11 protein-coding genes are annotated in these 13,210 nt (G+C 58.0%); 8 read left to right on the top strand and 3 right to left on the bottom strand.

All coding sequences use genetic code 11. The annotated features are described in order from the left end of the window. The first annotated feature begins 195 nt into the window (after positions 1 to 195). The 5 genes from PSR62_RS22710 to PSR62_RS22690 all read left to right on the top strand — a co-directional run bounded on the left by PSR62_RS22710 (position 196) and on the right by PSR62_RS22690 (position 6,846). A complete protein-coding gene (locus PSR62_RS22710) occupies positions 196 to 1,287 on the top strand; it encodes an efflux RND transporter periplasmic adaptor subunit (RefSeq protein ID WP_274405248.1) in 1,092 nt (363 codons plus the stop codon). Beyond that, complete coding sequence (locus tag PSR62_RS22705) at positions 1,284 to 3,113, top strand: ATP-binding cassette domain-containing protein (protein ID WP_274405247.1); 1,830 nt, start codon at positions 1,284 to 1,286, stop codon at positions 3,111 to 3,113. The genes PSR62_RS22710 and PSR62_RS22705 overlap by 4 nt, the downstream gene beginning before the upstream one ends. A gap of 40 nt (positions 3,114 to 3,153) precedes the next feature. After that, positions 3,154 to 4,425 (top strand): amylo-alpha-1,6-glucosidase, encoded by a 1,272-nt coding sequence (locus PSR62_RS22700; protein ID WP_274405246.1) that lies wholly within the window; start codon positions 3,154 to 3,156, stop codon positions 4,423 to 4,425. 169 nt (positions 4,426 to 4,594) lie between these two features. Then, positions 4,595 to 5,728: an ABC transporter permease gene (locus PSR62_RS22695; RefSeq protein ID WP_274405245.1), complete on the top strand. Its 1,134-nt coding sequence runs from the start codon at positions 4,595 to 4,597 to the stop codon at positions 5,726 to 5,728. Positions 5,729 to 5,739: 11 nt separating this feature from the next. Beyond that, positions 5,740 to 6,846 (top strand): ABC transporter permease, encoded by a 1,107-nt coding sequence (locus PSR62_RS22690; RefSeq protein ID WP_274405244.1) that lies wholly within the window; start codon positions 5,740 to 5,742, stop codon positions 6,844 to 6,846. Between the two features lie 297 nt (positions 6,847 to 7,143). On the opposite strand, the gene tnpA (PSR62_RS22685) is transcribed toward PSR62_RS22690, so the two are convergent. The 3 genes from tnpA (PSR62_RS22685) to tnpA (PSR62_RS22675) form a co-directional block, all read right to left on the bottom strand. Beyond that, positions 7,144 to 7,608, bottom strand: coding sequence for an IS200/IS605 family transposase (gene tnpA / locus PSR62_RS22685; RefSeq protein WP_274405243.1), 465 nt, complete (start codon positions 7,606 to 7,608; stop codon positions 7,144 to 7,146). A 529-nt stretch (positions 7,609 to 8,137) separates the two neighbouring features. Continuing rightward, on the bottom strand, positions 8,138 to 8,602 hold the full coding sequence (gene tnpA / locus PSR62_RS22680; RefSeq protein WP_274405243.1) for an IS200/IS605 family transposase: 465 nt from the start codon (positions 8,600 to 8,602) through the stop codon (positions 8,138 to 8,140). A 535-nt stretch (positions 8,603 to 9,137) separates the two neighbouring features. Next, a complete protein-coding gene (gene tnpA / locus PSR62_RS22675; RefSeq protein ID WP_274405243.1) occupies positions 9,138 to 9,602 on the bottom strand; it encodes an IS200/IS605 family transposase in 465 nt (154 codons plus the stop codon). 522 nt (positions 9,603 to 10,124) lie between these two features. On the opposite strand from tnpA (PSR62_RS22675), the gene PSR62_RS22670 reads away from it, so the two are divergent. The 3 genes from PSR62_RS22670 to PSR62_RS22660 all read left to right on the top strand — a co-directional run bounded on the left by PSR62_RS22670 (position 10,125) and on the right by PSR62_RS22660 (position 13,178). Then, on the top strand, positions 10,125 to 11,075 hold the full coding sequence (locus PSR62_RS22670; RefSeq protein ID WP_274405242.1) for a hypothetical protein: 951 nt from the start codon (positions 10,125 to 10,127) through the stop codon (positions 11,073 to 11,075). A gap of 149 nt (positions 11,076 to 11,224) precedes the next feature. After that, on the top strand, positions 11,225 to 12,673 hold the full coding sequence (locus PSR62_RS22665) for a sulfatase family protein (RefSeq protein ID WP_338020248.1): 1,449 nt from the start codon (positions 11,225 to 11,227) through the stop codon (positions 12,671 to 12,673). 70 nt (positions 12,674 to 12,743) lie between these two features. After that, the gene (locus PSR62_RS22660) at positions 12,744 to 13,178 is read left to right on the top strand and encodes a sulfatase/phosphatase domain-containing protein (RefSeq protein WP_274405240.1); all 435 of its coding nucleotides are present in this window, start codon (positions 12,744 to 12,746) and stop codon (positions 13,176 to 13,178) included. Positions 13,179 to 13,210: the final 32 nt, after the last annotated feature.

Below are 13,210 nucleotides of genomic sequence, written 5' to 3'. Positions count from 1 at the left end.
GAGCGATTGGGCACACGTTTTACGGGGGATGGCAGCGGGCCTGAGATTCGTCGCCGCCTGTGGGCCCGTTGTGACCAGGTCCCGGTATGAAGATTGCGGAACTCGAAAAGGAATGGGGCCGATGCCAAGCCAGCCTCGAGTGCCTTTCCATCGAGCCTCATGGTTTCGATGACGACTCGTAGGGGACCGAAGAAGATGCCCAAAATCATTCGTTCCATTCTCTTTGTCGGTGTTCTTGTTGGCATTGCAGTCGGCTACTGGTACTGGCGTTCTCAGCAGAATCTTCAGGAGAGCAGCGAACTCGTACTGTACAGCAATGTCGATGTTCGTCAGGTGGAGTTGGCAATCAACGGCAACGAACGGATTGCGGAACTGAAGGTCGAAGAGGGCGACCGTGTCACCACCGGTCAGTTGTTGGCCAAGTTGAACACCGAACGATTGGAACATTCTGTCGCCCGCGCCCAAGCCATCGTCGACGCTCAGAAGCAGGTCGTCGCTCGGCTCGAAGCGGGATCTCGAAAGGAAGAGATTGCCAAGTCGCTCGCCGATGTGGAGGAGGCACAAGCGACCGCGGTTGATAAAGAACGCACGATCGCCCGCCTTCGAAAACTTTTGAAATCCAATGCGGCGTCGCAACAAGAAGTCGACGATGCGTTGGCAGAATACAATGCGATCCAAGCCAGCATCCGATCGCTGCAAGCGGTGGCGGACTTGGTCCTCGCTGGGCCTCGAGAGGAAGACATCGCCGAAGCGAAGGCGACGCTCAAACGCTACGAAGCCGAACTGGCTCAAGCAGAACATGATCTAAGTGACGGGGCGCTGCACGCGCCCTCCGTCGGTGTCATCCAGACTCGAATCCTGGAAGTGGGCGACATGGCCTCACCGCTGAAACCTGTCTTCACGATGGCACTCATCGATCCCGTTTGGGTGCGTGCCTATGTTTCGGAACCCGACCTGGGCAAGATTTCCGAAGGGATGACCGCCATCGTCATCACGGACAGCTTTCCCGACAAAGAGTACGTGGGATGGATTGGGTTCATCTCTCCGTCTGCTGAGTTCACCCCCAAGCCAGTTGAAACCAGTGAGCTACGAACCAAGCTGGTTTATCAAGTTCGTGTCTTCGTCAAAAACCCTGACAACGAATTGCGTTTGGGCATGCCGGCGACGGTCAGGATCCCGCTCCACCAAACGGCCGACAAATCAAACCAAGCGGAGCCCAATGACGGGGACTTGGAAGCGGGAGATCCGCCCGCCCCGGAGGCCACAAACGTTGTGACGCGACCATGAACAACGAAGGACTCGTTGTGTCGTCGCCCGACCGCGGCGAGGTCGCCTTGCAATTGAGCGATGTCACGATGACTTTCCAATCGGGCAAGCGGACCGTCACGGCGCTGCGTGATTTGCAGTTCAACGTTGCCACGGGAAAGATCACCGGGCTGATTGGCCCCGATGGTGCCGGCAAAACCACGGTCATGCGATTGGCGACCGGGATTTTGCCTGCGGATCGCGGAACGGTCACTGTGCTAGGACTCGATGCTGCCCAGCAATCGCTGCAGGTTCAAGCCACGGTGGGTTACATGCCGCAGCGGTTCGGCTTGTACGAAGATCTGACGGTTCAAGAAAACCTGGATCTGTACGCGGATCTTCAAGGGGTTCCCATCGATGTTCGGCCAACGCGGTTCACCGAGTTGATGCACATGACCGGGCTGGCCCTGTTCACCAAACGACTGGCTGGGAAATTGTCCGGCGGCATGAAGCAAAAGCTTGGCCTGGCTTGCACGCTGGTCCGTCCACCCCAACTGCTCTTGCTGGATGAACCCACGGTCGGCGTGGATCCCGTCTCGCGGCGAGAGCTGTGGACGATCGTCGAGCGTTTCGTGCGTGAAGAGGGCACCACGGTGCTGCTCAGCACGGCGTACTTGGACGAGGCCGAACGTTGTGACGAAGTGATCGTGCTGGACGAGGGGCAACTGCTGGGACAGGGACCGCCTCATCAGTTCAGCGAGCCTTTGAACGGGCGCGCATTCCAAGTGAAAATTCCCGGTCGCAAGAACCGTGACGTTCAGGAGCTGTTGGCTGGCCGAGCAGGTGTGACCGACGCGGTGATCCAGGGTGACGCAGTCCGGTTGGTCGTGGAAGGCAACGTGGATTTGTCCGTCGAGAAATGGTTTCCCAATGATCCCAATGCTTCCATCACCGCGGTGCCGCCGCGATTTGAGGACGGTTTCATCGCCATGCTCCATGAACGCCGCCCGGGTGGTGGACGAGGCAACGAATCCATGCCCGACCCTCCCCTCGCTTCGCTCGACCCTCCCAAAGGGAGGGTGAAGTTGGAGGATGGCGAGCCTTCCGGTGGGAAGGTGACCGAGCCTGGCAAGCTGATCAACGTTCATGAAGTCGAGCGTCAGTTCGGCGATTTCTATGCGGTCAAGCGAGTGACGTTTGCTGTCGCTCGTGGCGAAGTCTTTGGCTTGCTGGGGGCCAACGGGGCTGGCAAGACAACCTTGTTTCGAATGCTTTGCGGCTTGCTTCCTGCCACGGGCGGAACGTTGCAAGTGGCGGGGGTCGACGTTCGCAAAGCCGCGGCTGCGGCCCGCGCAAAGATCGGTTACATGTCTCAACGGTTTTCGCTTTACGGCACGCTCAGTGTTGCCGACAACCTGCGGTTCTTCAGCAGTGCGTACGGACTGCGTGGCCGTCGTCGACGCGAACGAATGGAATGGGCAACGCATGAGTTCGAACTCGCGACGATCGCGGACGACAACAGCGGTGGTCTGCCGCTGGGCTACAAACAACGCTTGTCGCTGGCTTGTGCGTTGATGCATGAACCAGAGATTCTGTTTTTGGATGAGCCAACGTCCGGCGTCGATCCGCTGACTCGCCGAGAGTTTTGGCACCGCATCAATTCGCTGGCCGCATCCGGTGTCACTGTGTTGGTCACGACGCACTTCATGGAAGAAGCCGAATACTGCGATCGCATGGCCATCATGATGTCGGGCGAAATCTTGGCGCTTGGCACACCCGCCGAAATCAAACATCAATCCACCAACCAATCCAATTCCAACCCAACCATGGAAGAAGCCTTCATTGAGTTGATTGAATCAACCAGATGAGCGACATGCCACTCCAAACAGCCACCGCAGGATCACGATCATGAACGAGCAACAAACGAACGAAGCACTTCTGAGTGAAGGCTATGACCGCGCGATCGCGTTGTTACGCGAGTGCAGCAGCGAAGATGGGTTCCTGGCCAGTCCTTCGCCGCGTGACAATTACCGTCGGGTGTGGGCGCGGGACGGAGTGATCATGGGACTTGCCGGTTTGATGACGGGGGATCGTGAGTTGGTTGGCACTTTGCGTCACACGCTGGTGACCTTGGCACGCCACCAGGGGCCGCAAGGTGAGATTCCGAGCAACGTGGACACCGCCGCGGGGCGTGTCAGCTATGGCGGTACAACGGGGCGGGTGGACGCGGACCTGTGGTTTCTCATCGGTTGTTGCCAATTCTGGCACGCGACCGGCGATGACGATTTTCTCAATGACATGCTGCCGGTCATGGAACGCGTGCGATTCCTCCTCGGTGCCTGGGAATTCAATAACCGAGGGCTGCTGTATGTGCCTCAGACCGGTGATTGGGCGGACGAGTACATTCACCATGGCTATGTGCTCTACGATCAACTGCTTTACTTGCAGGCCCAGCAAGACCTGTGTGCGGTTCATCGTCATCTGCACCAATCCTCGGATCATGTCTTGGAGGAAAAGACCACTCACCTCAAACACGTGATTCGTGACAATTACTGGTTCGACGATGGCGACGATGTTCCCGATGACGTGTACCACGAAGTGCTCTACCGCAAAGGCAAAGCCGCGGCCTCGGATCACTGTGCCAGTCACCACTGGATGTCGTTCTTTTCACCGCAGGGATATGGCTATCGTTTTGACACCTTGGCCAACGTGCTCGTCTCGGTGTTGGACGTGGCCGACGATCAACAGCGCGCCCGCGTGGATGCGTTCATCATTGACGAAGGCGTCGTTCCCAATGACATCTCACTGATGCCCGCTTTTTATCCCGTGATCCAACCGGTGGATGAGGACTGGCGTGATTTGCAGATGAGTTTCTCATACACGTTCAAGAACCAGCCGCACGAGTATCACAACGGTGGTCTCTGGCCAATGGTCACTGGGTTTTATGTGGCCGATCTGGCCGCCCGAGGCAAGCCTGACCAGGCCCGGAGTTTTCTGCATGGAATCCACCGAGCCAATGCCTTGGAAATGGATGGCGAACCGTGGGGTTTTCCCGAGTACGTGCATGGTCAACGGTTCTCCGCAGGAGGCACGCGTCACCAGGGTTGGAGTGCCGCGGGCGCCGTCATCGGGCATCATGCCCTGGAAGGCGTTCCCCTGTTCAGAGCGGGGACATCATGAGCGAAACCGTTCATGCACCGAGCTCGTGCAGTTTGTCATCACCCTCCCACGGGGAGGGTGATGGCAAACGCCTGGCAATACAAGACTTAAAAACTGCACGACCTCTGTGGAGGAGGGGGAAGCGATTCATCGCCCCGTCCTTCCAGCATCTCTGCAGCGAGGCTTGATCATGGCAACTCGACGTGGCGGATCGTTGATGCGACTGCGAGGGCTCGTTCGCAAAGAGTTCTTGCAGGTCTGGCGTGACCCCAGTTCCTTGGCGATCGCGTTTGTGCTGCCTGTGATTTTGTTGCTGATGTTTGGCTATGGGGTTTCGCTGGATGCCGAACATGTGCCGATCGCGCTGGTGGTCGAGCGAACGACGCCGGACACGACCAGCTTCTGTGCCGAGCTGGAACACTCACTGTATTTCCGCCCGGTCTATCTGCATGGGATGCCCGCGGCGCGGCAAGCGATGATGGAACGCCGTGTCGACGCGATCTTGCATCTTCGCGAAGACTTTTCGTCGAAGCTGCGACGGCCTGGCGGAGCCACCATGCAATTGGCGGTCAACGGTGTCGATGCGAACACCGCTCGAATTGTCGAAGGGTACGTCACCGCCGTGCACGGCAAATGGCTGGAACACCGCGTGATGGCGCAAGGCGGGACGCTGGTGCAACCTGTCGTGTTGCAGCAACGGATTTGGTTCAACGCCAATGTCCGCAGTCGAAACTACCTCGTCCCCGGTGTGATCGCCCTGGTGATGACGCTGATCGGATCGTTGCTGACCGCGATGTTGATGGCCAGAGAATGGGAACGCGGCACGATGGAAGCGATGATGGTGACACCGGTCTCGATGTTGGAAGTGCTGCTTGGAAAGATCCTGCCCTACTTCGTGCTCGGGATGGGCGGGCTGACGCTCTCGGTCGCGATGGGAGTGTGGCTGTTCGGCGTGCCGCTGCGTGGTTCCCTGTGGGTTTTGCTGGTGAGTTCCACGCTGTTCTTGTTGACCGCGCTGGGCATGGGGCTGTTCATTTCGACGGTGACGCGAGTCCAATTTGTGGCGGGGCAAGTCGCGATCCTGACCACGTTTTTGCCCGCCTTCATTTTGTCGGGGTTCATCTTTGACATTGGCAGCATGCCTTGGCCGATCCAGTGGCTGACGCACCTGATCCCAGCCCGCTACTACGTCACCCTTCTGAAGACGACCTTTCTTGCTGGCGACGTTTGGAGCGTCATCCTGCCCAATTCAGCCGCGCTGGCGATCATGGCAGTCGTCTTTCTCGGCCTGACGGTCAAGCTCTCTCCCAAGCGACTCCACTAGCAGGCTTGTCCATGTTCCACCTGATCGCACTGATTCGAAAAGAGTTTCTGGCTCTGCTGAAGGATCCTCGCAGTCGGTTCGTGATCATCGCTCCACCGATCATTCAGTTGCTGGTGTTTGGGTATGCGGCGACCTTTGATGTGACCGATGTGCCGCTGGCGGTTTACAACGAGAGCTCAGGGGAGGCATCGCGTGAATTGGTGGCTCGTTTTGAAGGCTCCGGCAACTTTCGGCGAGTGGCCACGATCACGGAAGATCGCCAGATCGCTCCGCTGATCGATCGCCGCGAAGCGTTGGTGGTGTTGCACATCGGTCGTACGTTCAGTCGCGACATTCACCGCGATGGCCAGGGCACCGTCCAAGTCATTCTGGACGGGCGTGATTCCAACACCGCCCTGATCACGCTGGGATACGCTCGGCAGATCATCCAGCGGTTCAACACGGCGTGGGCGACCGAGCACGGTCTCAGCGCCGCACCCGCCAAGCTGGAAGTGCGGTCGTGGTACAACCCGAATCTACAAAGTCGTTGGTTCATCGTTCCGGGCATTGTGGGATTGCTGACGCTGGTCGTCACCTTGCTGGTCACCGCTCTGTCGGTGGCACGCGAGCGAGAGCAAGGCACGTTTGATCAATTGTTGGTCACGCCCTATCGTCCCTGGGAAATTTTGGTTGGCAAAGCGACCCCGGGATTCATCATCGGGATCGCCGAAGCCACCGTGATCATCGTGGCGACGATCCATTGGTTCGAAGTGCCATTTCACGGCAGTTGGTTGACGCTCTACTGCGGCGTTGTGCTGTTTGTGTTGGCCGTGATCGGCATCGGCCTGATGATCTCGTCGCTGGCCATGACGCAGCAACAAGCCTTGCTGGGCGCGTTCTTGTTTCTTGTTCCCGCGATCATCTTGTCGGGATTCTCCACCCCGATCGCGAACATGCCGCCGTTTGTGCAAACGTTGACCTACCTCGACCCGCTGCGTTACTTCGTGATCGTGGTCCGAGGCACCTTCCTCGAAGGCACCCCGTTCCACTTGCTGATCGATCAGTTCTGGCCAATGGCCCTGATCGCGGCCGTCACGCTGACCTCCGCCGCCTGGCTGTTTCGCCGCCGGATGAATTAGAGCGTTTCGATGGTGACGTTCGGCAACGGAGGACAAGTCCCAACCCGGCATAAACGCCGAAGGTGTGGAACCTAGCAATTCGTCCTGCCCCAGTCCCCAAGGGGACGGCAGGTTGTCGCCACGGGCGTCAGCCCGTGGACCCGGATCCTGAACAACATGCCCAGTCCCAACGGGACGACAGGACCGGACGACCTGCCGTCCCTCCGGGACTATCGCGATCTCGTTTGTCTGGATGTCCATTGGCTAACGCCAATGGCTACATCCTGTCGCCACTTCGTGGCTGGGCCGGCAAACAGATCATGCGATGATTTCGCGTTCGAAAACGTAACGCGGGTCGTATTGGATGCGATGTCTTTTCAAGATCGAGAGGAACTCTTCTTCGAACGTTTTTTTGCGATGGTGTTCCGCCTGGTTCGCGATGTAGTCGGCGACGGCAGGGGCTTGGGATTCGCTGACGGAAAACGCAGCGTACCCGGATTGCCATTCAAATTTTCGGTGGACGTCCGATCGCTCGTTGATCCATTTCGACGAATTGGATTTGATCGTACGCAGCACATCCGAAATGGCGATGGTAGGGCTCAATTTCGCGAGCAAGTGAACATGATCTTCGACACCACCAATTTTGAGCAACGTCCCTTTCTGGTCGCGGACAATGCCGCCCAGGTACCCGTGCAGTTCATCCTGCCATTCGGACCGAATCGCTGGCTTGCGATACTTCGTGCTGTAGATCAGATGAAACAAAAGATTCGTGAACGTCGACATGACCAACCTTCTTGTCTGACAAGGGGATGCACGGGCTGAGGCCGATGCCTCCATCGTATCGCCAAGTCCTGGCTGGTGCGTGCCTAGTCCCAACGGGACGACAGGTTGTCGCCACGAGCGTCAGCTCGTGGATCCAAGGCCCCCAACCAACGCGCCCAGTCCCAACGGGACGACAGGACCGGACGATCTGCCATCCCTCTGGGACTATCGCGATCTCGTTTGTCTCGATGTTCATCGGCTAACGCCAATGGCTACATCCTGTCGCCACTTCGTGGCTGGTGCGCGGACGCACCCGGGCAACATGGTCGACGTGTCCTACCCCAGTCCCAACGGGACGACAGGTTGTAGCCACGAGCGTCAGCTCGTGGACCCAAGGCCCCCGACCAACGCGCCCAGTCCCAACGGGACGACAGGACCGGACGACCTGCCGTCCCTCCGGGACTATCGCGATCTCGTTTGTCTGGATGTCCATTGGCTAACGCCAATGGCTACATCCTGTCGCCACTTCGTGGCTGGGCCGGCAAACAGATCATGCGATGATTTCGCGTTCGAAAACGTAACGCGGGTCGTATTGGATGCGATGTCTTTTCAAGATCGAGAGGAACTCTTCTTCGAACGTTTTTTTGCGATGGTGTTCCGCCTGGTTCGCGATGTAGTCGGCGACGGCAGGGGCTTGGGATTCGCTGACGGAAAACGCAGCGTACCCGGATTGCCATTCAAATTTTCGGTGGACGTCCGATCGCTCGTTGATCCATTTCGACGAATTGGATTTGATCGTACGCAGCACATCCGAAATGGCGATGGTAGGGCTCAATTTCGCGAGCAAGTGAACATGATCTTCGACACCACCAATTTTGAGCAACGTCCCTTTCTGGTCGCGGACAATGCCGCCCAGGTACCCGTGCAGTTCATCCTGCCATTCGGACCGAATCGCTGGCTTGCGATACTTCGTGCTGTAGATCAGATGAAACAAAAGATTCGTGAACGTCGACATGACCAACCTTCTTGTCTGACAAGGGGATGCACGGGCTGAGGCCGATGCCTCCATCGTATCGCCAAGTCCTGGCTGGTGCGTGCCTAGTCCCAACGGGACGACAGGTTGTAGCCACGTGCGTCAGCTCGTGGACCCAAGGCCCCCAACCAACGCGCCCAGTCCCAACGGGACGACAGGACCGACGACCTGCCATCCCTCCGGGACTATCGCGATCTCGTTTGTCTGGATGTCCATTGGCTAACGCCAATGGCTACATCCTGTCGCCACTTCGTGGCTGGTGCGCGGACGCACCCGGGCAACATGGTCGACGTGTCCTAGGCCCAGTCCCAGTCCCAGCGGGACGACAGGTTGTCGCCACGAGCGTCAGCTCGTGGATCCAAGGCCCCCAACCAACACGCCCAGTCCCAACGGGACGACAGGACCGGACGACCTGCCGTCCCTCCGGGACTGTCGCGATCTCGTTTGTCTCGATGTCCATTGGCTAACGCCAATGGCTACATCCTGTCGCCACTTCGTGGCTGGGCCGGCAAACAGATCATGCGATGATTTCGCGTTCGAAAACGTAACGCGGGTCGTATTGGATGCGATGTCTTTTCAAGATCGAGAGGAACTCTTCTTCGAACGTTTTTTTGCGATGGTGTTCCGCCTGGTTCGCGATGTAGTCGGCGACGGCAGGGGCTTGGGATTCGCTGACGGAAAACGCAGCGTACCCGGATTGCCATTCAAATTTTCGGTGGACGTCCGATCGCTCGTTGATCCATTTCGACGAATTGGATTTGATCGTACGCAGCACATCCGAAATGGCGATGGTAGGGCTCAATTTCGCGAGCAAGTGAACATGATCTTCGACACCACCAATTTTGAGCAACGTCCCTTTCTGGTCGCGGACAATGCCGCCCAGGTACCCGTGCAGTTCATCCTGCCATTCGGACCGAATCGCTGGCTTGCGATACTTCGTGCTGTAGATCAGATGAAACAAAAGATTCGTGAACGTCGACATGACCAACCTTCTTGTCTGACAAGGGGATGCACGGGCTGAGGCCGATGCCTCCATCGTATCGCCAAGTCCTGGCTGGTGCGTGCCTAGTCCCAACGGGACGACAGGTTGTAGCCACGTGCGTCAGTTCGTGGATCCAAGGCCCCCAACCAACGCGCCCAGTCCCAACGGGACGACAGGACCGGACGACCTGCCGTTCCTCCGGGACTGTCGCGATCTCGTTTGTCTCGATGTCCATTGGCTAACGCCAATGGCTACATCCTGTCGCCACTTCGTGGCTCGTGCGCGCACGCCCAGTCCCAAGGGGACGACAGGACGAAACGCTCCTCCGGGAGAAATTCGTTCGGGAGCCACTTTGGGCGTTGGTCTGAGATAGACTGATGGGCTTTCGATGCGTGGCGTTTGCGAGGCCAGGGTGCGACAAGGGCGACCAGCCATTCGCGGTGACGTGGAAGCTTGATCCTTCGCCCCCCGCCGTCTTCGAAATGTCATCCCGCCGAGTCACCATCCCTACACGAAATCCACATGAATCATCCCGCTCGATTGATCGCTCTGCTGGTCTGCCTCCTCGGCAGTTCCGTCGTCGGCAACATCACCGAGGCTCAGGAGGTCTCGCACAGCTTCTTGGCCTGCGGCCAGAAAACTTACTTGATGGGCGAAGATGGGAAGCCGAGTTGGACGTACCCGTCCGCATCTCGCGATGGTTATGTGCTCGACGATGGCACGATCATTCTGACGTTGAACAAATCCAAACGTCATCGCGGTGGAGCCGTGGTCAGCATCGCTCCCGATGGGAAAGAGACCCTGATCTGGAAAGGCACCCAGAGCGAGGTCAACAGCACGCATCCAACCGAAGATGGCACGTTTGTGATCACGGAAGCGGGCGACCAGCCTCGATTGCTGGAACTCAGTTCCACCGGCGAGGTGATCCTGGAGTTCCCGCTGGCCTGCCAAAAGAAGAACCATCACATGCAGACTCGGATGGCACGCAAGCTTTCCGATGGCACCTACCTGGTTCCTCACCTCTTGGATTTCGCCGTCTTTCACTATGACGACAAGGGCAAGATTCTCGGCAAACTGGACACCACCGTGCCGGGCGATTCCGAGCACAACATTCACTCTTGGCCCTTCACCGCAATCCGCCACGGCGACGGCCAGACCCTGGTCTGCTGCACCAACGGGAACCGAGTCGTTGACTTTGATGCCGATGGAACAGTCGCTTGGACGTTGACCAACGATGATCTCCCCGGTGCGTGGTTGCAGGACCCCTGCGGCGCCCAGGTGTTGCCCAACGGGAACATTGTCATCACCAGTTACGCCGGTGGTCGAGCGGACGTGGACGCACCCAAGCTCTTGGAAGTGACACGTGACAAGAAGGTCGTGTGGACTCACCGGGATGGCCAAAAGGTCGGAGTGCACCACTTCCAAATCCTCACCACCAACGGGGAAGAAATTGCAGGGACGGTGCTCAAGTAAGTGGCATCGGCTTCCAGCCTGTGATTGCACGGAAGCCCCGAACACGCATCCACCCGTGCACCCAAACATCCAACGCAGCGATTCCAAGTCATTCCTGCTCGCCCCGCAATACCGATCCGTCTTCCATGAAGCTTCGCCTCCAAGTCCTGATGTGCATCTGTCTGCTTCAGGGACTCGCTGTCGCTGCGCCACCCAACTTCGTCGTCATCTTCACGGACGACCAAGGCTACCAGGACGTGGGCTGCTTCGGCTCGCCCGACATCCGAACGCCGCGTCTGGATGCGATGGCAAAGGGCGGCATGAAGTTCACCAGCTTCTATGCTCAACCGATCTGCGGACCATCGCGAGCGGCTTTGATGACCGGATGTTATCCAATGCGGGTGGCGGAACGAGGGCACACCAAGCAGATCCATCCGATTCTGCACGAGGACGAAATCACGATCGCCGAAGTGCTGAAAACGAAGGGCTACGCGTCTGCTTGCTTTGGCAAGTGGGACCTCGCCAAGCACGCACAGTCGGGATTCTTCCCTGACTTGCTTCCAACCGGCCAGGGATTCGACCACTTCTACGGAACGCCCACCAGCAACGACCGTGTGGCGAACCTCTATCGCAACGAAGAGCTGATCGAACCGGATTCCGACATGGCCACGTTGACCCGCCGTTACACCGACGAAGCCATCTCGTTCATCGAACAGAATCAAAACCAGCCGTTCTTTGTTTACATCCCTCACACGATGCCACACACGCGGCTGGATGCATCCAACGATTTCAAAGGCAAAAGCAAGCGTGGCCTGTACGGCGACGTCATCGAAGAAATTGACTTCAACGTTGGCAGGATTTTGGACTCGCTCAACGAATTGAATCTCGCCGACAACACCTATGTGCTGTTCACCAGCGACAATGGTCCTTGGTTGGTCAAGAACAAAGGTCACGCGGACGGGCATCGCCCCGGTGATCACGGTGGATCCGCCGGTCCGCTGCGAAGCGGCAAGGTATCGACCTTCGAAGGCGGTGTGCGGGTCCCTGCGATTCTTTGGGCACCAGGCAAGGTCCCCGCAGGAACCGTTTGCGATTCGATCGCGACGACCATGGATGTGATGCCAACTTTGGCCGCTCTCGCCGGTGCCGAAATCCCAACCGATCGAGTGATCGATGGGGAAGACATTCGGCATCTCTTCCACGGCGAATTTGACCAAGCCAACCCTGACAAGGCTTTCTTCTACTACCTGCGAGTCCACTTGCAAGCCGTTCGCCAAGGCAAATGGAAACTCCACTTGCCCCGTGAGAAACAACCCATTGGAGCCGCTCCGTTCGGTCGCAACGTCCACATCGCTCGCCAAGATCGAATCGGTTTCAAGAAGCCGTTCTTGGTCGACCTGGACAACGATCTGGGCGAAACCACGAACGTGGCAGCGCAGAATCCGAAGGTCGTTGAAAGACTGCTCGGCCTGGCCGAATCAATGCAAGAAGACCTGGGTGATTATGACCGAGTCGGAAAGAACATGCGGTTCTTCGATCCGCTGGACGTTCGCCCGACGATACCGCCCGTCCCGGCTCCTCCCGCTCGCAAGGGTCAGCCGTCGCATTCGAACAAATGAAATGAATCGCTGACGCTGTCATTCATGCACGCCACATTCCATCCTCGCACGCCAAACATGAAACACTGCATTGATTCGCTGGCCAGACGCCATTTCAGCGGGCCAAACATCGCAGACGTTTGGCCACACAAACGATTTGTTGCCAACCTTTTGCGCCGCCTCCGTCCAGCTCCCAAGCGATTTGCCATTGGATGGATTGAGTTTGCTATCGCATTGGAAGGGCGGGACTCCACCGAGCCAGGAAGAACGCGGGACGGTGTTCTGGCAGTTGGATCTCTACAAAAGTCTTCAGCGCCACTCTCCCAAACCCAAACCCTACGCGACCGAAGTGGTGATGCGGGGAAACTGGAAGTTGCTCGCGCTCAAGGGCAAACCGGTCGAGCTGTTTGACGTGGAGACTGACCCCAACGAGAAACGAAACGTGCTGGCCGAGCATCCTGAATTGGTCGCGTCACTGAGTGCGCAACTCAAGGACTGGCTCAACGAGCCACGCACGACCAAGTGAGCCGGCCGAAGCAACGGCTGCCCAACCCATCG

The organism is Rhodopirellula sp. P2 (assembly GCF_028768465.1).
GTDB lineage: Bacteria > Planctomycetota > Planctomycetia > Pirellulales > Pirellulaceae > Rhodopirellula.
The sequence above is the reverse complement of the archived record's forward strand: the minus strand, read 5'-3'. Positions and strand labels throughout refer to the sequence as shown.

What these genes read in the sequence shown, in the direction of transcription:
- PSR62_RS22710 (WP_274405248.1), top strand. Translation starts at nt 196, where the DNA reads ATGCCCAAAATCATTCGTTCCATTCTCTTTGTCGGTGTTCTTGTTGGC.
- PSR62_RS22705 (WP_274405247.1), top strand. Translation starts at nt 1,284, where the DNA reads ATGAACAACGAAGGACTCGTTGTGTCGTCGCCCGACCGCGGCGAGGTC.
- PSR62_RS22700 (WP_274405246.1), top strand. Translation starts at nt 3,154, where the DNA reads ATGAACGAGCAACAAACGAACGAAGCACTTCTGAGTGAAGGCTATGAC.
- PSR62_RS22695 (WP_274405245.1), top strand. Translation starts at nt 4,595, where the DNA reads ATGGCAACTCGACGTGGCGGATCGTTGATGCGACTGCGAGGGCTCGTT.
- PSR62_RS22690 (WP_274405244.1), top strand. Translation starts at nt 5,740, where the DNA reads ATGTTCCACCTGATCGCACTGATTCGAAAAGAGTTTCTGGCTCTGCTG.
- tnpA (WP_274405243.1), bottom strand. Translation starts at nt 7,608, where the DNA reads ATGTCGACGTTCACGAATCTTTTGTTTCATCTGATCTACAGCACGAAG.
- tnpA (WP_274405243.1), bottom strand. Translation starts at nt 8,602, where the DNA reads ATGTCGACGTTCACGAATCTTTTGTTTCATCTGATCTACAGCACGAAG.
- tnpA (WP_274405243.1), bottom strand. Translation starts at nt 9,602, where the DNA reads ATGTCGACGTTCACGAATCTTTTGTTTCATCTGATCTACAGCACGAAG.
- PSR62_RS22670 (WP_274405242.1), top strand. Translation starts at nt 10,125, where the DNA reads ATGAATCATCCCGCTCGATTGATCGCTCTGCTGGTCTGCCTCCTCGGC.
- PSR62_RS22665 (WP_338020248.1), top strand. Translation starts at nt 11,225, where the DNA reads ATGTGCATCTGTCTGCTTCAGGGACTCGCTGTCGCTGCGCCACCCAAC.